Consider the following 19,587-nt stretch of genomic DNA (forward strand, 5'->3'; position numbering starts at 1 on the left):
TTAGAGGCCTGCAACGGTCAGGCCGGAGGTGGAAACTTCCACGGCTCCGGGGGCGACGGCTGTCGCACTGATGACCCGCTTGGACATGAGGTTGAGAACCTGGAGCGGCGCGCCTTCTGAAGCCCCAGTGATCGCCTGGCCTTTGACGGTGAGCGTCAACGGGCCCTGGCGGAAATAGATGGTGACAGGATCGTTCTTGTTGATCGTCAGCGGAGTGCTGACGTCGCCGATCCTCAGCGTCATTCCTTCGCGGCTCTGCCGGTTGAGTGACATGCCCACCAGCTGATCGAGATGCGCGATGCCTTGCGCATCGGCCTGCCGAACAGAAACGGGCCGCATCACGATATCGGCCTCGCTGAGGATGGCGCCGGCCGGAAGGGACGTGGCCAGTTGCGGGACGTCGACCATCAGGTCGATCGTTCCTGAAACCGTCAGCGGCTGATCAACGCCGGCGAGGATGAAGCGGGCCGTGAACGTGCTGTTGCCAGGCAGGTATCGGAGGCCGTCGAGCCGTGCGGGCTGATCAGTCGCGGCTGCCTCGATGGTGCCGACGGGAGACGCGAACATTGTCTGCGCCTGCATGCCGTGGCTCAGGATCCCCCGTGCACGCAGATCGTTGGAGATGAGGCTTGAAAGTAGCGTCTCATCGACAAGAGCGGCGCTCCGCGAGACGCGAACGGCGCTCAGCCCATTGGAAGCAAACTCGCTGAAGCCGGCGCGCGCAGCTGCGGCGCGAATGGTGTCGATGTCGACTGTGCCGGTGGTGCCAGGGCGCGGGGCACGGAACATCGGCTGCTCTGCAAGGGTACCCGCGTCGTCGAACATATCGCCCACGGTGACGATGGGTGAAACGACGGAGATATCGGCGCGCAGCACGGGCGCGGCGAACGCGCAGCTTGTCGAGAGGGCGATGATCAAGGCTGCAGAGAAGGTGTAAGCGGCTTTCATCGTCATCCTCCTCAGCGCAGTTGGCTCGTGGCCTGCATCATTTCGTCGGCGCCGGAGATGACACGGGAATTCATCTCGTAGGCCCGCTGGGCGGCGATGAGGTCGGCGATCTCGGTCACGGAGTTGACGTTGCTCATTTCCAGGTAGTTCTGCAGCAGATCGCCCGTACCGTCGGTGTTCGGGATGCCTACCTGAGCCGGCCCGCTCGCAGCGGTTTCGAGGAACAGATTGTCGCCCATCGACTCGAGGCCGGACTTGTTCACGAACCGCGCCAATTGAAGTTGACCAAGCTGCGTCGCGGTCGAATCCGTGCCGAGGAAAGCCTCGACTGTTCCGTCCGGAGAGATCGAGATGCCGCGGGCATTGTCGGGAATGGTGATGCCGGGGCCGACGGAGTAGCCGGAGGAATTGACGAGAGTGCCGTTCGCGTCGCGATCGAACGAACCGTCGCGGGTATAGGCCGTGCGTCCGTCGGGGAGCTGGATTTGGAAGAAGCCTTCACCGCGGATAGCGACGTCCAGTTCGCCTTCCGTCATGTTCACGCTGCCCTGGCTCATGATGCGCGGCGTTGCCACTGTGCGGACACCCGAGCCGATCTCCAGTCCCGCCGGCACCAGTGTGCCCTGGCTCGACGTCTGCGAACCGGCGCGAGTGATTTGCTGGTACAGCAAATCCTGGAACTCGGCGCGCTGGCGCTTGAAGCCGGTGGTGCGCATGTTGGCGATATTGTTGGAGATGACTTCGACGTTGCGTTCCTGCGCGCTCATGCCGGTCGATGCGATGTAGAGGGCTTTCATGTCCGGTCTCCCCGAGGTCAGGCGTTGGCGTCGCCGAGGCGCTGGATGGCGTTGCGACGCAAGTCATCCTGCTGCTGGCTGAGGTTGGCGAGCGATTCGTAGGCGCGGGTGACGCGGATCATTTCCGCCATCTCGCTGACGCCCGAAACGTTGGACCGCTCCACGAAACCTTGCATGATCCGGCTGCCGGAAGCGGCGACGGGATTGGCGCCCGAGAACAGGTTCGCGCCTTCGCGCTTGAGGCTTTGCGGGTTGGCGAAGTCCACCAGCTTGAGCTGTCCCTTGGCGCCTGCGCTGGACGAAATTGCTCCGTCCGGCGCGATAGTGATGTTCTTTTCTTCTGGACCGAAGGTGATCGGGCCACCGGTGCTGAGCACGGGATTGCCGGAGAGGTCGACAAGGGTACCCGAGTTGTCGAGCTGGAACGACCCGGCTTTGGTGTAGCGCTCGCCGGCTGCGGTCTGCACCGCCAAGAAACCGTTGCCATTGATGGCAACGTCGAGGTCGTTGCCGGTCTGGACCATGGCGCCAGCGCCCAGATCGTGGACTGTCGCCCAGTCCTGGACGTAATGCAGTGGCTGGTCGGGGCGGGGAAAGTCGTTATCCCGCGCCACAGGCATCAGGTAGTCCTCGAACAGGATGTTCTCTGCCTTGAAGCCGGTGGTGTTGAGATTCGCGATGTTGTTGGACACTACGTCCATCTGCCGCTGCAGCGCGATCTGCCGCGACAGGCCGATAAGTTGCGCATTCTCGATCATCGACTTCCCGTCCTGTCCCCAAGGTTCCTGCTTCCCCAAGCTGGCGCCTTGCCATTAGCAATGCAGCAACCATGCCAACCTAAAATATGGCTACATATCAAATATTTGCTCTCTTACTGGGTGTAGGGTTGGCGCGGCAGGGTCGGTGTGCCGGGCAAAAGCTGCCCGGCAAAATCTGCCGAGGCGGGGGTGTTTGTAACCAATCATTAACCAAACGCGCCTTAGCTGAAGCCACGCCGGAATCCTCCGGAAAAGCTGGCATCTCGATTGGAAGACCATGGCTGCGGAAGCGGAAGTCGGAACCGAAGTACCCGCGAAGAAGAAGGGCATTCCCAAGCTCTTCATCTTCATCGGAGCAGCGGTCGTCGTCGTGCTGCTGGGCGGCGCCGGTCTATTCTTCGTCATGTCATCATCCGGCGCACCGGACGCTGCGGCCGAAGAGCATGGCGAGACGGCCGCTGCTGGGGCGCCGTCACACGACACGTTCATCTTCAACCTCCCGCCGATGATGGTGAACCTCAACAGCGACGGCTCGAACCAGTCGTTCATGAAGCTGACCATCGCGCTCGAAGTCGCTGACGAGGAGATGATGGCCCAGATCCAGCCACGTCTCGCCAAGGTCGTGGACGCCTTCCAGGTGTACCTGCGTGAGCTGCGAAAGAGCGATCTCGAGGGATCTGCCGGCATATATCGGCTGAAGGAGGAACTGCTGCGGCGGGTGAACCTGGCGATCTATCCCGCACATGTTGAAAGCGTGTTGTTCAAGGAAATCCTGGTGCAGTGATGGCCGGCCCAAGCGATCAGGACAAGCTGTCGGAAGACTGGGGTCTCGACGACATCGATGCAGCTCCGGTGGGCGATGACAGCTTGGGCGTAGAGCTTTCCGAGGAAGAGCGCGCTGCCGCTGCGGCGGCCGAATGGGCCGCCATGATTGAGGGCAGCGATAACGACGGTGAGGGTGGAGCCGACCGAGTCCTCAATCAGGACGAGATCGACAGCCTTCTGGGCTTTGATTCCAGTGCAGCCAGTAACGTCGAGCTGACGGGCGTCCAGGCACTCATCAATTCAGCGCTCGTCAGCTACGAGCGCCTCCCAATGCTCGAGATCGTGTTTGATCGGCTGGTCCGGTTGGCCACGACGTCACTGCGCAATTTCACGTCCGACAACGTGGAAGTCACGATGGATTCGATTTCATCCGTGCGCTTCGGCGACTATCTCAATTCCATTCCTCTCCCGGCCATTCTGTCGGTCATCAAAGCCGAGGAGTGGGAGAACTACGGCCTCCTGACCGTCGATTCCAACCTCATCTACTCGATGATCGACGTGCTCCTGGGCGGGCGCCGCGTGGGCGGCAATATTCGAGTCGAGGGGCGGCCGTACACCACCATCGAGATGGCGTTGGCCCGCCGCATGATCGAGGTAATCCTTGAAGACACGCACCGGGCCTTCGAGCCTGTAACGCAGATCAATTTCAAGCTCGAGCGCATGGAGACCAATCCACGCTTTGCCGCGATCTCGCGACCGGGCAATGCCGCCATCCTGATCGAGCTGCGCATTGAGATGGACGACCGCGGCGGCAAGATCGAAATCCTGTTGCCTTATGCGACCATCGAGCCGATCCGCGAACAGCTCTTGCAGATGTTCATGGGTGAAAAGTTCGGCCGCGACCCGATCTGGGAAGGCCATCTCGCCAGCGAGATCTACCAGGCAGATGTGCAGGTCGAGGCGGTGTTGCACGAGCAGGAACTGCCACTGGCGCGGCTGCTCAATCTGAAGCCCGGTCATACAATCATGTTCGAGCGTTCGCCGCGTGATCCGATCCGCCTGCGATGCGGGGACGTCGAACTCACCGAGGCCATCATGGGCCATATCGGCAATCATGTTTCCGTGCGGGTCACGCGCCCGCTCAACCCGCCCAAGGTCACCATGGCGGCCTTCGAGGCAATCGACGAGACGATGGAAGGACGATGATGTTCGGGCTGCCCCTGGGATTTTTCGTGGAAAGCGCGGTGGCCGTTCTGTTGGCGCTGACCATCGGTTACTGCGTCGTGCTGAACCAGCGCCTCAAGCGACTGCATCAGGATCGCGGTGCGCTCCAGCAGATGGTGGCGGACCTGGTCAGCGCGACCAATCTGGCCAACCAAGCGATCAAGGAACTGAAGGCAACCGCCATTGATGCCGACGTGACTATGAGCACGCGTCTCAATGAAGCCGAACGGTTTGGCGTTGAGCTGGCAAATCACATCAATGCCGGGACGGCGCTGATGGATCGCATTGCCAAGATCACCGCTGCTGCGCGCCTCGCCCAGGCGCCGACCGAGTCTGCGCCGGAGACGAACAAGGTGCAGTCCGCGCTGCAGCAGTTGACCGAACGCGTGCGCAGCCGCGGGGTCGCTGCGTGAACAAGGTTCGCCTTCTCCCCGTCGTCATCTTGGCCGTTGCCGCACTTCTTGTGCTCAAGACCCTCGGTCTTGTGACCAATGGCGGCTATGTGCTTGGCGGCGTTACGGTCGCTTCGGCGGCGGGGGGTGGCAGCGGCGCTGGCGCGCCGGCGGAAGGAGCTTCAGGCGAAGCGACCCTTCCTGGTGATCACACGATAGAAGACACAGCCCCGACAATCGGCGACTCGGACCCCACTGTGGGCGCCACGCCAGATGCCAGCGGGCACCAAGCCAGCAGCGGCGATGATACTCCCGCCGAAGTCGCTGCGACTGGTCATGAATCGGAGGCCCAGCCTGCCGATAGCGCCGACGGTGCGGAGAGTGATCCTGGCGAAGACCCGGCCAACAGCGTCGCGGCTGCCAATGCCTGTGATCCTCAGCCCGTTGCGGCAGAGGGACAGGCCGCGCCCGAATCCGAGGCCGACACCAGCGGCAGCGGTCAACTGCTTGTCATTCCCGCCGATTGTCCTCCTCTGATCGACGCCCTGCCGCAACTGCTGACCCCAGATGGTCCGCAGCTGCTGGGTGGGGGTGACAGCACGCTCACCGAGCAGGCGCTTCTGCAGCGCCTCGCCGAGCGCCGGAAGGAACTCGAGACCTACGAGCAGGATCTCAATCTCCGGTCGTCCCTCGTCGATGCTGCCGAGAAGCGCCTCGAAGAACGGAGCCAGACCTTGCAGCAAATCGAAGGCCAGATCTCCGCTCTCGTTGACCAGCGCAAGCAGATGGAGGAAGGCCAGTTCGCCGGTATCGTGGCGATGTACGAAACGATGAAGCCCAAGGATGCTGCCGCCATCTTCAACACGCTCGACATCGAGGTGCTGTTGCGCGTCGCCAAGATGATGAGTCCGCGCAAGATGGCACCTATCCTGGCGGAGATGGATACCCAGCGCGCCCAGGAGTTGACGGTGCGCATGGCAGCACTGTCCGATGCACCCATCGAACAGATGACGCCGGCCAATCTCGCGGACCTGCCCCAGATCGTCGGCCAGTAAATGCCGACGGTCACTTTAGGAGCGTGTTAAGCACGGATCGCTAGGGTCTTGGCACAAGTAGTGTAACCCTCGCGTTCCTGAGGATGTCCGGCCTTATCGGGTCTGGCCCGTGAACGCGTTCCAGTGCGTCGGGCGGGCAGAAGCCGGTGAAGACCGCAATCAAGGCAGGCTGGCGGCGGACAAGAATTGTCATCGCCGCAACCGCACTGGCCGTGCTCGGTCTTGTCGCGCCCGCGTTCGGCGCCGACGAGGGGCAGTTGTTCGCCACTGAGGAGCAAGGTTACGGTCGGCTGATCCTGAGCTTCCCAGGCGAAGATGCCCTGCCCAAATACACGATGCGCATCGACAACGGTGTGCTCTCCATCGAATTCACCGATCCGGTCAGCGTTATCCTGCCCGACGTGGCAACGACGATGCCCAGCTATCTCTCGGTGGCTCGCGTGGACCCCGATGGACGCGGTCTTCGCCTCGGCCTCAAGTCGAGCTTCAACTTCAACCGCATCGAGGCCGGCGAAAAGCTCTTCATCGATCTGCTCCCAGCGGGCTGGCAAGGCATGCCGCCACCCCTGCCGCAGGACGTCATCGATGCGCTTGCCGAGCGGGCCAGGCTCGCTGCAATCAAGGCAGAGCAGGACCGCAAGGCAAGAATGGCGGCCGAACTGCGCCCCGAAGCGTCCATCCGCATCGGACGCAATACGACGTTCATGCGAATCCAGTTCGATTGGACTGTGCCGACCTCCGGAGAATTCGCGCAGGAGGGAACTATAGGCATGGCCAGTTTCGAGTGGCCGGTCGAGATAGACACGCGCGAGCTCGCCAGCGATCTGCCCTCTGAAATCGTCTCGGTCGGCAGCAAGTCCGATGCCGATGGTTCGCACGTCAGCTTAGAGTTCGCAGACGGGGTGGCGCCTCGCTTCTACAAGATTTCACCCACACAATATGTGCTGGACGTCGACATTGCGGGGCAGGGGCTGCCCACGCTGGACGCCGCTGCACTGGCCGCAGTCGCCGAAATTGGCCAGGGCACTGAGGAAGCCCCCCCGGAGCCACCGAGCGTCGAGGCACTGATGCCGGCCGCTGCGGAGGCGATCACGCCATATGTCAACGTGCTGGGCAGCACCGTGCGCATGATCTTTCCCTTCGAACAGGACACTCCGGCGGCGGTGTTTCGGCGGGGAGATACGGTCTGGATGGTCTTCGACACGGTGAGCGGCATTCAAAAGCCGCAGGACAGCGAACCGCTGAAATCCGTAGCGCGCAGCTTTGACGTCGTCTCTTCCAGCGATGCCCAGATCGTCCGGATCGACCTCGCGCAGAACCGGCTGGCCACGATCGGTTCGGAGGGCATGGCGTGGGTCCTTTCGCTTGGCGATGTCATGCTGAGCCCAACGGAGCCGATGGCGCTTTCGCGCCGTCGTGATCTGGAGGGGTCATTCGAGATGACGGCGGACATCCGGCGCCCCGGCCGCATCCATGACTTCACCGATCCGGAGGTTGGAGACCGCCTCAAGGTTGTCACGGCTTATCCTCCTGCGCGCGGCATTACGCGCACTCTCGACTACGTCGACTTCACGGCGTTGCGCAGCGTGCACGGCCTCGTCATTAAGCCGAAATCCCAGGATGTATCCGTCGCGATTGACACCGATCTTGCAGTTGTCACCAGCACCACCGGATTGACCGTGTCGGCCTTGGACGCCTTGCGCAACATCGGCAGCGAGGCACAAGAGGCGGGACGCGCGTCCTATATCGACCTGGCGAACCTACAGCAGCCGGACCCGGCGGCGTTTGCCGAGCACGTGGACGAACTGGAACGTCGCGCTGCCGAGAGAGAAGGTCGGGAGCGCGACGTGTCGCGGCTCGACCTTGCGCAGTATTATGTCGCCAATCAGCTCTCTTACGAGGCCCTCGGCATCACCAAGGTGATGGAGGCGGACCTCAAGGCGGAAGACCTGACACGCAGGCTGCGGATGACGGACGCCATCGCCAGCATCATGGCTGGCCGTCCTCGCGATGCCATGGCTACTCTTAACGCGGCCGCTCTGAACCAGGAAGTGGATGCCATCTTCTGGCGCACCATCGCGCGAGTGGAGGATCATGACTACAAGGGCGCACGTCTCGATGCGATTGAAGCCCGAACCATTGCGGACAGTTACCCCATCTGGGCACGCAACGCCTTCCGTCTCGCGGCCGCACGGGCAGGGGTAGAAGACAATGATCCGGTAATGGCCGACAAGATGCTGGAGGACATCGATTTCGCCAGTCTTAGCGTCGAGGATGCCTCACTCTATCATCTGCTTTCGGCACGAGTGGACGAGGAGCAGGGACGCGAGCAGGACGCCATCGACGCCTATGGCCAGGTTATCGCCTCCGAGGTTCGCCCCACCCGCGCCGAGGCCGTGTACCGAACGCTCCTACTGCTCGACAAGCAGGGTCGGCTCGATGTTCCCAAAGCTACGCAGACGCTGGCCGCGGAAACGCTGCTCTGGCGCGGGGACGCGCTGGAAGCGGACATGCAGACGCTGCTCGCCCAGCTCTATTTCCGCGACCAGCAGTATCGCCTCGGATTCGAGACGGTAAAGGCAGCCGTCTCGAACTATCCTGAGAGCCCGCAGGTCAATGCCTTGCGGGACCAGGCGCAGGCGATGTTCACCGACCTCTTCCTCAACGGTCTTGCCGATTCCATCCGACCGGTTGAGGCGCTGGCGATTTATTACGATTTCCGGCACCTGACGCCGCCTGGCACGAAGGGCGACGAAATGATCCGCAACCTTGCGCGACGCCTTGTCCGGGTAGACCTGCTGCCACAGGCTGCAGAACTGCTACAGTATCAGTTGGACAGCCGACTGCGCGGGGTGGCGCGGACACAGATTGCCGCAGACCTTGCCATCATCTACCTCGCAGACCGCAGGCCGCAGGACGCGATCCGGGTTCTCAATGACACGCGCCTGCCCAATATCTCCCCGGCGCTGGACCGGCAACGGCGGATTCTGGAAGCCCGGGCGATGATCGATGGCGGGCGGGACCAGCTGGCTCTTGATATGCTGAGCGACATGAGCGGCAAGGATGTGGAACTGATGCGCGTCGATGCGCACTGGAAGGCTCGCCGCTATAGCCAAGCCGGCCAGATGATCGAGCAGATCTACGCCTCAGCACCCGGCGGGAAGCCGCTCGACCAGCCATCACGGATGATGATCGTCAAGGCTGGGGTAGGGTATGTGCTGGGCAGCGACACGCTCGGTCTCTCACGCCTGCGCGCCAAGTTCGGGGAGCAGATGGTCAATTCGCCGGAGTGGCCGATGTTCGACTATGTCACCGGCCCCATCCAGACGAGTAGCCTGGAGTTCAAGAGAGTCGCCGCCGAAGTCGCTGCCGTAGACGGCCTTGACGCATTCCTCGCGTCCTATCGCCATGCCTATTCCGGCGATGGGGCGCTGACACCCCTTACTCCAAGCCAACCGAGTGCTGGCCTGGCCTCGGCCAATTGAAAGCGTTCGCTATCCGCTCGTAAAACTGCGCACAAGCGATCCGGCCACCAGGTACCACCCGTCTACCAGCACGAAGAAAATCAGTTTGAACGGCAGCGAGATGACTACCGGCGGCAGCATCATCATGCCCATGCTCATCAGCACTGACGCAACGACCATGTCGATCACGACAAAGGGCAGGAACAGCAGGAACCCGATCTCGAAGGCTCTGCGCAATTCGGAGATCATGAAGGCGGGGATCAGCAGTTGCAGGGGAATGGCGACCGGATCGTCAGGCGGCTGTGCGTCGGTCAGGTCATAGAACAAGGAGAGGTCCTGCTCTCGCACATTGGCCCGCATGAACGTGTGGAGAGGCGCGGCCGCCTGTTCGAACGCTTCCCCAAATTCTATCTGCCCCGCGAGCAATGGCGCGATCCCCTGATCGTAGCTCTGCTGCAGTGTCGGCTGCATGACGAACAGCGTCAGGAACAATGCCAGTGACACCATCACCGAATTTGGTGGCGCGGTCTGCAGCCCGATAGCCGTCCGCAGCAACGAGAGCACCACCACGATGCGGGTGAAGCTTGTGACCATGACGAGGATGGAGGGAGCGAGCGATAGCAACGTGATCAGCCCGATGAGCTGCACCGCTCGTTCGGTCAGGGTGGTGTCGTCGCCGAAATCGATGGAAAGGTTCTGCGCATAGGCAGCGCCCGCGAGGCCAAAAAACAGCCCCGCTGTCAGCAACAGCGGCCACCAGCGCCGATGGCGCTGGCTGGGCTCTCTGTCAGCCTCGAGTGACCTCGCCGGTAGGGTGCTGCTCAACCGTATCGCCCCGCTTCGCTTCGTCCGCAGGTCCTTCTTTAGCTGAGTCGAAGACCGGGACCGGGGAAATGTCCGCGTTTTGCCCCGGCTCTTCCTTGGGCATGGGGCGAAGGAGGGCGGTTTGGCGGAGTGACTTCTGACCGCTCTCGGTGGCGGGGGTGGGGGCCGGTTTGACGGGCAGCGGACGGGGCGGGCGCGCAGTGGGCACAATCCTGCGACCAGTCTGGCTCGGGGCTTCGTCCACGGGAATGTTTGTCTCCACGACAAGGTCGTGTGAGCCGCCGGTCAGGATCAGGTGTTCGACATTATCCCGTCGAACAATGACCAGTTGCCTCTTTGTATCGAGCGCGAGCGTGTCGACGACAGCCAATCGCCTGTTGCGGCCGCGCGTAACGCCTGTCGAGACGTTAAAGACGAACTTGAGCAGCCACACCGCAAGCACGATGAGCACGATGACGACGCCCAAGGCAAAGAGCATGGGCAAGATGTCTCCCTCGGCGCCGCCAAACAGGCTGGAGATGAAACTCACTGCAAAAAGGCTCCTTTGATCGTCGGCCGAATCCGCGCGGCAATTGCTGCCCACCTAAGCCGCGCAATTGTGCAAAATGCGAGGCCATTTCTGCAATGGGGCTACTGAATTAACATTGGATTAACCATGCCACGGCAAGATTTGCCTATCTACCAGGGGAGTCGAGACGCTGATGGATCTGATGAACATGCCGATGTTCGCGGCGCTGACGGACAAGATGCGCTGGCATCAGGCTCGGCAGGGTCTTCTGGCAGAAAACGTCGCCAATTCCGAGACGCCAGGATATCGCGGCCGTGATCTCAAACAATACGACTTCGCGGCGCGCTCCGGCCCGATGAGCTCGGCCACCCTCACCACGAGCACGACTCGACCGATGCACATTGCCGTCTCTTCGGGCGATGGCAGCGGTTTCGACGCGCAGCGTATGGCGAATTTCGAGATCACGCCAGAAGGCAACGGAGTGAGCCTGGAAGACGAAATGATGAAGGTGACCACGAACATGATGGACTACCAGGCCGCCACCTCAATGTACCAGAAGTCGGTCGGCATCCTGAAAATCGCGCTTGGCAAATCGGCCTGAGGAGTTTGACGCATGGACTTCAACTCCTCGCTTCGCATCGCAGCAACCGGCATGCACGCGCAGACTGCGCGCATGCGAGTGATTGCGGAAAACATCGCCAATGCCGATTCTGCCGGCAAGACGCCGGGTGCCGATCCGTACCGCCGACGCATCCCTACGTTCGAATCGCATTTTGACCAGGCAGTTGGCGGCCAGATCGTCGAGGTGGGCAGGCTCGCGCTGGACCAAACTGATTTTACCACCCGCTACGAGCCCGGCCATCCGGCCGCCGACGCCAGCGGCTATGTGAAGTATCCGAACGTCAATCCGCTAATCGAGGCCATGGACATGCGCCAGGCCCAGCGATCCTACGAAGCCAACCTCAACGTCGTGACGGTGTCGCGCCAGATGCTCGGGCGGACGCTCGACATCCTGCGTAGCTGACCGGTCCCGGAGCCCACTAAATGGCAACCACACCCTTCAATGCCGCCGCAGCTGCCTATGGCAATGCCAGCCGCCTGATTTCGCAGGCTGCCAAGCCAAGGACCGACCTCACGGCGGAGGCCTCTGCGACCGGCAACAGTTTTGCTCAGATGCTGTCCCAGACGGTGCAGGGTGTCGTGGACCAGGGCAAGGTCTCGGATCAGATGGCCATGGACATGGTCAACGGCAAGGCCAATGTCGTCGATATGGTGACCGCGCTTTCCCAGACCGAGATGTCCATCAACACCATGGTGACGGTGCGTGACCGCGTCATCTCGGCTTATGAAGAAATCATGCGCATGCCGATCTGATCGCGAAGCCCTCCGAGGCCTGCGTCGGCCGGCGCGTCATGGGGCCGGACGGACTTCGTGTTAAGGTTGCGTTAGTGATTCCCTGGATGCCCAGTCATGACCGGCGCCGAAGTACTCGACATAGCGACGGACGCGATCTGGACGCTGATCATCGTCTCGATGCCGATGATGCTGGTGGGTCTGGTTGTGGGTGTGGTCATCGCGCTCTTTCAGGCGCTGACGCAGATCCAGGAAATGACGCTGGTTTTCGTCCCCAAGATCGTTGCCATCTTCGTGACCATGCTGCTCACCTTGCCGTTTCTGGGTGCTACCATGGCTGCATTCATGCGGCGGGTGATAGATATGATTATCGTCGGGGGCTAAGGTGACCCTCGGTCTCGACTGGCTTCCCGCCACGGCCTTCAGCTACATCATCCTCTTCGCGCGCGTGGCTGCGATCCTCATGCTGATGCCCGCTTTGGGCGAACAGACCATCCCCGTCCGCATGCGTCTCAGCTTCGCGCTGCTGTTCACGCTTGTGCTGTACCCACTGCTATCCAGCGCTATTCCGGCAACCTCGGATAATCTGCCCGCGATGGTGGGATTGCTGTTCCACGAACTGGCTATCGGCCTGATCCTTGGCGCCGTCGTGCGCCTCACTGTCATGGCGACGCAGGTGGCTGGATCGATAGTCGCCTTCCAGACCGGCCTCAGCGGCGCTCTGGCGGCCGACCCGACGCAGGCGGGTGTGCAAGGCGCAATCTTCGGCAGCTTCCTGTCGTTCCTAGGGGTGGCGCTGATCTTTGCGACGGACCTGCACCACATGGCGCTGGCGGCGATTTATGACAGCTATATGGTGTTCGCGCCGAGCGACCCGATTATGTTCGAGGATGCCACGCAACTGGTCATTCGCACCGTCTCGCATACCTTCAGTATCGGCGTTCAGATGTCCGCGCCCTTCATCGTCTTCGGCCTCGTGTTCAACCTTGGCGCCGGTATTCTTGCCCGGCTGATGCCAGCGTTGCAGGTCTATTTCGTGCTCATGCCCGCCAACATCATCGTCGGGCTCCTGCTGTTCGCCATCCTCGTCTCCATGATGATGGGGTGGTACCTGACGGCGTTCGAAAATCACCTTGCCATGTGGAGGGGGTGATCGGTGTCCGATGAAGCCCCCGATCAGGAATCCAAAACAGAAGACCCCTCCGGGAAAAAGCTCGAGGACGCCCACAAGAAGGGCGATGTCGCCAAGAGCCAGGAGGTCACCACCTGGTTCATGCTGCTGGGATCCGCCATCGTCTTCGCCATGCTGGCGCCCTGGACCAGCAGCCAAATCTCACAGTCTCTTGAGCGGATCATCATGAATGCCGACCGCTTCGACGTGACCGGGGCGGGTTTCTCGAGTTTTTTCAATGGTCTTGCCTTCGCGATCATGGGCACGGTCATTGCGCCGCTGGCGGTGCTCTACGCCTGCGGGATACTCGCTAATCTCGTGCAGCATCGTCCGGTCTGGTCGTTCGACCCAGTCACCCCGAAATTCTCCAAGGTGTCACCCCTGTCGGGCGCCAAGCGTCTTTTTTCAGGCGAAGCGCTGGTGAATTTCGGCAAGGGGCTGGCCAAGATCGGGATCGTGGGCGCGGTCGCGGTGGCGGTGGCCTGGCCCGAGCGCGACCGTCTGGACACAATGATGACGGCCGACCCGCTGATGATCCTCATGGACTTCCAGGAGATCGGCACCAAGATTTTCATTTCGGTGCTGGTTGTGGTCACGGCCATTGCGGGGGCGGACTATTTCTACGTGCGCAACAAATGGTGGAAGCAGCACATGATGACGCTGCAGGAGACGCGCGAAGAGTATAAGCAGATGGAAGGTGACCCGCACGTGAAGGGCAGGGTGCGCCAGCTGCGACAGGAGAGGGCGCGCAAGCGCATGATGGCGGCGGTGCCGGATGCAACCGTGGTCATCACCAACCCGACCCACTTCGCCGTCGCGCTAAAATACGACAAGTCGATGGCTGCTCCGAAATGCGTCGCAAAAGGGGCTGACGCTGTTGCGTTGCGTATTCGTGCCGTTGCCAATGAGAACGGCGTCCCTATCGTGGAAAACCCGCCTCTGGCACGGGCTCTGTTTGCTTCGGTGGAAGTGGACGAGGCCATCCCCGGCGAACACTTCAAGGCCGTGGCCGAGGTTATCGGCTTCGTTCTGCGCCTTCGCCCCGGCGCCAGTGGTGGGTGGCGCCCGAGCGCCTGATGGCAGGCGCGACCTCTGGCAGCCTTCGCGGTCGACATGCATTGTTGATAAGCCCCTTCGCACTCCCATGCGAGCGGACCATTTGCTAGACCTCTTGAGGTGTCCCGATTCGGGACCACCCCTTCGCGCTGGAGCAACCCATCATGGCATCGACGCCGCTCGGCGAGGACAGCTACCCCGAACCTATCGCCTCGAGCGGGCGGGGGGGCGGCATATGGCGTGTGCTGGTGCTGGCCATGGCATTGGTGGCCGCGGCGGTAGCCTTCTCCATGTTTGGGGAGCAGATCCCGCCCGAGCTGGTGATGACTTTCATCGGCCTTCTCGCTGTGGCAGGAGTGTTCTTTCTTTTCGGGTTGGCAGCGGGGCTGTTCCGTTTCGCCGCTACCGAAGATCGGCGTACGATATCAAGTGCCGTCGTCGACAGCCTGCCTTTCGGCACTGTAGTGGCCGATCGCGACGGCAAGATTTCCTACGTGAACCAGGCGTATGGAAGCTTCTCCGGGGCCACCAACAATGGGGTGCCGGTCGGGGTGCCGAGGCTGTTCGCCGGCCATGCCGATGCCAGCGAAGCCATCTACCGCTTGTCCCGTGCAGCAAAGGATGGCCGCAGCGCCATCGAGGATATCCGGATTGTGGGAGGCTTGGGTGGTTCGCACGCAGAGGCCAACAGGGCCTTCTGGTATCGGGTCAGCGTTCGACCCCTGCCGGACACCGCCGATGCGCGGCGGCCGCTGGTCGCGTGGGCCGTGGAAGACATCACGCGGGACCGCGAAAACAATGAGACCGCCTTCCGCGATCTGCAGCGGGCGATTGACTATCTCGACCACGCTCCGTCAGGCTTCCTCTCGGCAGACGCGCATGGGCGTATCCAGTATCTTAACTCGACCCTTGCCGACTGGCTCGGTTACGACTTGGCCGAGTTCAATGCGGGCCAGTTGGCTCTCTCCGATATCGTCCGCAAAGATGGCGCGACGCTGCTGATGCGCGGTCGGGGCGATGGCGAAATCCGCACCGAAATCATCGACATCGACCTCGTGCGCCGCAACGGCACGTCCTTGCCGGTGCGCCTGCTGCACCGTGCGGCCCGGCTGGCCGACGGGGAACTGGGCGAAACGCGGACGCTTGTGCTGGACAAGTCCAATGCGCCGGACACCGAGGAGGAACTGCGGGCCGCGGAAGTCCGGTTTTCGCGCTTTTTCAACGACACGCCCTTCGCGATCGCCACACTCGACCAAAAGGGCCGTATCGTGCGCACCAATGCGCCCTTCGGGCGCATCTTCCGGTGGTCCGACGAGAGCAAGACGCTGGAAATGCAGCCGCTGAGCGACCTGATCGGCGAAGGCAGCCGGGAGAAGCTGGCCCGTGCCCTGGCCGACGCCACGGCCCAGCGCTCCGAAGTGGAGCCAGTGGATGCGGTGCTCAGCGCCGAAGGCGATCACGCGGTACGGCTCTACATTTCGGCCTCTGAAGTCAGTGCCGGCTCGCCCGAACACGTCAATGTCTATGCGCTGGACATGACTGACCAGCGCAAGCTCGAGGCACAGTTCGCCCAAAGCCAGAAGATGCAGGCCGTGGGACAGCTCGCCGGCGGCGTGGCACACGATTTCAACAACCTGCTGACGGCCATCATTGGTTTTTCGGATCTCCTGCTGCTCAAGCACAAGCCCGGGGACCCGTCCTTCAACGAGCTGATGCAGATCAAGCAGAACGCCAATCGGGCTGCGGGCCTGACGCGCCAACTGCTCGCGTTCTCGCGCCGGCAAACCCTGCGCCCGCAGGTGCTTGAACTGCCATTGATCGTCGATGACCTTACCGTGCTTCTCAAGCGCATGATCGGCGAGAAGAACCAGCTTGCCGTCGAGCACGGCCGGAACATCTGGCCCGTGCGCGCCGACGTGGTGCAACTCGAGCAGGTCATCATCAACCTGGTCGTCAATGCGCGCGATGCCATGCCGAACGGCGGCTCGATCACCATCCGAACCAGCAACCTTTCTGAGGCGGAAGCGTCGACCCTGAAGTTCGAGGGCATGGTACCGGCGGATTATGTGCTGATCGACGTTGAGGACACTGGGACCGGGATGACCCCGGAGGTCCTCGAGAAGATCTTCGAACCGTTCTTCACCACTAAGGAATTGGGCAAGGGCACGGGCCTCGGTCTCTCCACGGTCTACGGCATCGTCAAGCAGACCGAGGGCTATATCTATCCCGTCTCAACGGTCGGCGTAGGCACCACGTTCAAGATTTTCCTGCCGCGCTACGTCCCCACTGCTGAAGAGGTTGCGGCCAAGCAGGCCGCTGCCGCGGCACCGGCGCGTGATCTTACTGGCCATGAGCGCATCCTGCTGGTGGAGGACGAGGAGAGCGTTCGCGCCTTCTCCGCCCGCGCTCTCAAGGCGACCGGCTATGAGGTTTACGAGGCCGATGGTGGCGAGGAGGCTCTGGAGGTGTTGGAGGAGCTGGATTACCAGGTGGACCTCATCATCTCCGATGTGGTGATGCCCGAGATGGATGGTCCCACCATGCTCAAGGTGATCCGGGAGAAGATGACCGACCTCAAGATCATCTTCGTTTCGGGCTATGCTGAAGAGAGCGTGCGCCGCGACATCGAGGACGACCAGAGCGTCGACTTCCTGCCCAAGCCTTATTCGCTCGACCAGATCAATTCGAAGGTGAAGGAAGTGCTCGGCCGGATCGACAAGCGAAGCTGATGGGGTGTCCCGGCCGATGACTGCGCAGCCGCCAGTGCCGGGTTCGGACGAGCGCAATGTGCTGGGCGAAGCGCTGGTGCCATGCTCCACCGATCCGCTGACCGGCTTTTTTCGCAGCGGCTATTGTGCGGCGGGGCCGGAAGACGCTGCGGTGCATCTGGTGTGCATCGCGGTGAGCGACGCCTTCCTGGCCTATTCCAAGTCCGTCGGAAACGACCTGTCGGCGCCGCGCCCCGAGATGGTGTTCCCCGGGCTCGTGGCCGGCAACCGATGGTGCCTCGTGGCCGGGCGCTGGCTGCAGGCACATCGCGACGGCAAAGCGCCGCGCGTCTATCTTCGCTCCACCAATCAGAAGGTGCTCAAGCTCATTCCGCTGGCGCTGCTCAAGCCTTACGCGCTCGACCTCAACTGATCGTCGAGGACGCTGGGGGCAGCGGCGTGCCTTCCGCCAGGAGGCCACGCTCGGCCAGCGTCGTCCACAACTCGTGCGGGATAGGCGCGTCCCACCAGGCGAGGATGCCATCCAGCTCTTCCGGCGAGCGCGGGCCGGGCAGCACGTTGCAGACCGCCGGGTGCGTCAGGGGGAACTGCAGCGCCGCGGCCGGCAGCGCCACGCCGAACTCCCGGCACACCGCCTCGATGGCCCGGACCTTGCGCACCACGTCTTCCGACGCCTTGGCGTAATTGAACGTGTCGCCGCCAACCAGAATGCCGGAGTTGAACGGGCCGCCGATGACCACCGACGCCCGCCGATCAAGGCACGTGCTGAGAAACGGATCGAGCGCGGTCTGCTCGAGCAGGGTGTAGCGTCCGGCCAGCAGGAACACGTCCCAGTCGCCCAGGGCGAAGGCGTCCATCAGCACTTCCCACTCGTTGACGCCGAGGCCGATCGCCTTGATGACGCCGCCGTCGCGCAGTTCACGAAGCGCGCGATAACCGCCGCCTTCGAGTTGCTTCCACAGCGGCCGGTTGCCCTCCACCCCGTGGGTGGCGACGCCGATGTCGTGCACATATAAAATGTCCACCCGCTCCAGCCCGAGCCGCTGCAGGCTGTCCTCGAAGGAGCGCATGACGCCGTCATAGCTGTAGTCGTAGTGCTGGTCGAAGGGCAGGGGGTCGATCCAGTTGCCCTTGTCCTGCCGCTCCGGCGAAACGGGCCTGAGGAGCCTCCCCACCTTGGTGGAAATCACCGGACGCGGATGCGCCCCGCGCACCACTTCACCCACCAGGTGCTCCGAGCGCCCTAGGCCGTATTGCGGGGCGGTATCGACATAGGTGATGCCGCTTTCGAGCGCGTGCCGGACGGTGGCGCGGGCCTGGTCTTCCGGCACGGCGCTGAAGATGCCAGCCAGGCTGGCGCCGCCCAGGCCCAGCGTCGTGACCTCGAGCCCGGTCGTCCCGACACGGCGTTTCTCGAAGCTGCGCTTGCTCATGCGGCCCTCCCAAAGCGTTGACGACTAACTGACATGTTAGTCTAATGGAGTAAAGCGGTTGCCGTCGCCGGTTGCCAACCGCCCGGTCGGCCGCTCTCCAGACAGGGAACCCAGCATGCAAATCACCCGCCTCGGCCGCACCGGCCTCGAAGTCAGCCGCATCTGTTTTGGTTGCATGTCCTTTGGCGCCCCGAACGCGGAGCGACCCTGGGTGCTGGGGCCCGAAGCGGCGCGGCCGCTGTTTCGCCGGGCCTGGGAGGCGGGGATCAATTTCTTCGACACCGCAAACGTCTATTCGCACGGCAGCAGCGAGGAGATTACCGGCGAGATGCTGCGCGAACTGGCGCCGCGCGACGCCTATGTCTTGGCCACCAAGGTCAACGGCCGCATGCATCCAGGGCCGAACGGACAGGGGCTGTCGCGCAAGGCGATTCTGGCCGAGATCGACAACAGCCTCAAGCGCCTCGGCACCGACTATGTCGACCTCTACCAGATCCACCGCTTCGATCCCCACGTGCCGGTCGAGGAGACCATGGAGGCGCTGCATGACGTGGTGCGGGCCGGCAAGGCGCGCTACATCGGCGCCTCGTCGATGTTCGCCTGGCAGTTCGCCAAGATGCAGCACACGGCCGAGCGGCATGGCTGGACGCAGTTCGTCTCGATGCAGGATCAGCTGAGCCTGCTCTATCGCGAGGAGGAGCGCGAAATGCTGCCGCTCTGCCGCGACAAGGGCGTCGGCGTCATTCCGTGGAGCCCGCAGGCCCGCGGCCGGCTGACCCGCCCGTGGGGCACGAAGACCCGGCGCGCCGAAACCGATGCGGTGCAGAGCGCGAACCTTGACCGGCAGTCCAATCGTGAGATTGTCGGCGTCGTCGAGGCCATTGCCGCAGAGCGCGGGGTTCCAATGGCCCAGGTGGCGCTCGCCTGGGTGCTGTCGCGTCCGGGCGTCACGGCGCCCATCGTCGGCATGACCAAGCCCGAGCACCTGGAAGACGCCATCGCCTCCGTCGATCTTCGCCTTACCCAGGACGAGTGCGCCCGGCTCGAAGCGCCTTATGTCCCTGTCATGATCACCGGATTCTAGAGCCGGGCAACTGCGGTGGCTGCGT

Annotated in this window: 20 protein-coding genes; 14 read left to right on the forward strand and 6 right to left on the reverse strand. The window is 62.6% G+C overall.

The window, feature by feature from the left end; translation table 11 throughout:
* From flgA to flgF, 3 genes are read right to left on the reverse strand one after another with little or no spacing between them, the layout of a single operon-like run.
* The gene (gene flgA / locus IC608_RS02210) at positions 1-948 is read right to left on the reverse strand and encodes a flagellar basal body P-ring formation chaperone FlgA (protein ID WP_191772394.1); all 948 of its coding nucleotides are present in this window, start codon (positions 946-948) and stop codon (positions 1-3) included.
* Positions 949-959: 11 nt separating this feature from the next.
* A complete protein-coding gene (gene flgG / locus IC608_RS02215) occupies positions 960-1,745 on the reverse strand; it encodes a flagellar basal-body rod protein FlgG (protein WP_191772395.1) in 786 nt (261 codons plus the stop codon).
* A gap of 17 nt (positions 1,746-1,762) precedes the next feature.
* The gene (flgF, locus tag IC608_RS02220; RefSeq protein WP_191773748.1) at positions 1,763-2,500 is read right to left on the reverse strand and encodes a flagellar basal-body rod protein FlgF; all 738 of its coding nucleotides are present in this window, start codon (positions 2,498-2,500) and stop codon (positions 1,763-1,765) included.
* Between the two features lie 280 nt (positions 2,501-2,780).
* Here flgF and IC608_RS02225 point away from each other — a divergent pair, with 280 nt between their 5' ends.
* From IC608_RS02225 to IC608_RS02245, 5 genes are all read left to right on the forward strand, one after another.
* Complete coding sequence (locus IC608_RS02225; protein ID WP_191772396.1) at positions 2,781-3,287, forward strand: flagellar basal body-associated FliL family protein; 507 nt, start codon at positions 2,781-2,783, stop codon at positions 3,285-3,287.
* Positions 3,287-4,474, forward strand: a complete 1,188-nt coding sequence (gene fliM / locus IC608_RS02230) for a flagellar motor switch protein FliM (protein ID WP_191772397.1) — start codon at positions 3,287-3,289, stop codon at positions 4,472-4,474. The genes IC608_RS02225 and fliM overlap by 1 nt, the downstream gene beginning before the upstream one ends.
* Positions 4,474-4,905, forward strand: coding sequence for a DUF6468 domain-containing protein (locus tag IC608_RS02235; protein WP_191772398.1), 432 nt, complete (start codon positions 4,474-4,476; stop codon positions 4,903-4,905). Before fliM ends, IC608_RS02235 begins: the two co-directional genes overlap by 1 nt.
* Complete coding sequence (locus IC608_RS02240; protein WP_191772399.1) at positions 4,902-5,939, forward strand: hypothetical protein; 1,038 nt, start codon at positions 4,902-4,904, stop codon at positions 5,937-5,939. Before IC608_RS02235 ends, IC608_RS02240 begins: the two co-directional genes overlap by 4 nt.
* 146 nt (positions 5,940-6,085) lie before the next feature.
* Positions 6,086-9,424 carry a tetratricopeptide repeat protein gene (locus IC608_RS02245; RefSeq protein WP_191772400.1) on the forward strand — a complete coding sequence of 1,113 codons (3,339 nt, stop codon included), beginning with the start codon at positions 6,086-6,088 and terminating at the stop codon, positions 9,422-9,424.
* A 9-nt stretch (positions 9,425-9,433) separates the two neighbouring features.
* Here IC608_RS02245 and fliP read toward each other — a convergent pair whose 3' ends face one another.
* Both fliP and IC608_RS02255 read right to left on the reverse strand, forming a co-directional pair.
* Positions 9,434-10,153, reverse strand: coding sequence for a flagellar type III secretion system pore protein FliP (gene fliP, locus IC608_RS02250; RefSeq protein ID WP_191773749.1), 720 nt, complete (start codon positions 10,151-10,153; stop codon positions 9,434-9,436).
* 37 nt (positions 10,154-10,190) lie between these two features.
* Positions 10,191-10,757 carry a flagellar biosynthetic protein FliO gene (locus IC608_RS02255; RefSeq protein WP_191772401.1) on the reverse strand — a complete coding sequence of 189 codons (567 nt, stop codon included), beginning with the start codon at positions 10,755-10,757 and terminating at the stop codon, positions 10,191-10,193.
* Positions 10,758-10,929: 172 nt separating this feature from the next.
* Between IC608_RS02255 and flgB the strand changes: the two genes are divergently transcribed.
* The 8 genes from flgB (at position 10,930) to IC608_RS02295 (ending at position 17,457) form a co-directional block, all read left to right on the forward strand.
* Positions 10,930-11,337 carry a flagellar basal body rod protein FlgB gene (flgB, locus tag IC608_RS02260; RefSeq protein WP_191772402.1) on the forward strand — a complete coding sequence of 136 codons (408 nt, stop codon included), beginning with the start codon at positions 10,930-10,932 and terminating at the stop codon, positions 11,335-11,337.
* 12 nt (positions 11,338-11,349) lie between these two features.
* The gene (gene flgC / locus IC608_RS02265) at positions 11,350-11,760 is read left to right on the forward strand and encodes a flagellar basal body rod protein FlgC (protein WP_191772403.1); all 411 of its coding nucleotides are present in this window, start codon (positions 11,350-11,352) and stop codon (positions 11,758-11,760) included.
* A 20-nt stretch (positions 11,761-11,780) separates the two neighbouring features.
* Positions 11,781-12,110: a flagellar hook-basal body complex protein FliE gene (gene fliE / locus IC608_RS02270; protein WP_191772404.1), complete on the forward strand. Its 330-nt coding sequence runs from the start codon at positions 11,781-11,783 to the stop codon at positions 12,108-12,110.
* Between the two features lie 96 nt (positions 12,111-12,206).
* Positions 12,207-12,473 (forward strand): flagellar biosynthesis protein FliQ, encoded by a 267-nt coding sequence (fliQ, locus tag IC608_RS02275; protein WP_191772405.1) that lies wholly within the window; start codon positions 12,207-12,209, stop codon positions 12,471-12,473.
* 1 nt (position 12,474) lies between these two features.
* Positions 12,475-13,242: a flagellar biosynthetic protein FliR gene (fliR, locus tag IC608_RS02280; protein WP_191772406.1), complete on the forward strand. Its 768-nt coding sequence runs from the start codon at positions 12,475-12,477 to the stop codon at positions 13,240-13,242.
* 3 nt (positions 13,243-13,245) lie between these two features.
* Positions 13,246-14,337 carry a flagellar biosynthesis protein FlhB gene (flhB, locus tag IC608_RS02285; RefSeq protein WP_191772407.1) on the forward strand — a complete coding sequence of 364 codons (1,092 nt, stop codon included), beginning with the start codon at positions 13,246-13,248 and terminating at the stop codon, positions 14,335-14,337.
* Between the two features lie 143 nt (positions 14,338-14,480).
* The gene (gene cckA, locus IC608_RS02290) at positions 14,481-17,045 is read left to right on the forward strand and encodes a cell cycle histidine kinase CckA (protein ID WP_191772408.1); all 2,565 of its coding nucleotides are present in this window, start codon (positions 14,481-14,483) and stop codon (positions 17,043-17,045) included.
* Positions 17,046-17,061: 16 nt separating this feature from the next.
* A complete protein-coding gene (locus IC608_RS02295; protein ID WP_191772409.1) occupies positions 17,062-17,457 on the forward strand; it encodes a DUF2237 family protein in 396 nt (131 codons plus the stop codon).
* Here the strand turns inward: IC608_RS02295 and IC608_RS02300 are convergent.
* Positions 17,450-18,478 carry an aldo/keto reductase gene (locus IC608_RS02300; RefSeq protein WP_191772410.1) on the reverse strand — a complete coding sequence of 343 codons (1,029 nt, stop codon included), beginning with the start codon at positions 18,476-18,478 and terminating at the stop codon, positions 17,450-17,452. The two genes, IC608_RS02295 and IC608_RS02300, sit on opposite strands and share 8 nt — an antisense overlap.
* A gap of 115 nt (positions 18,479-18,593) precedes the next feature.
* On the opposite strand from IC608_RS02300, the gene IC608_RS02305 reads away from it, so the two are divergent.
* The gene (locus tag IC608_RS02305) at positions 18,594-19,562 is read left to right on the forward strand and encodes an aldo/keto reductase (protein ID WP_191772411.1); all 969 of its coding nucleotides are present in this window, start codon (positions 18,594-18,596) and stop codon (positions 19,560-19,562) included.
* Positions 19,563-19,587 lie beyond the last annotated feature (25 nt).

The organism is Devosia oryzisoli (genome assembly GCF_014837245.1).
Taxonomy (GTDB): domain Bacteria; phylum Pseudomonadota; class Alphaproteobacteria; order Rhizobiales; family Devosiaceae; genus Devosia; species Devosia oryzisoli.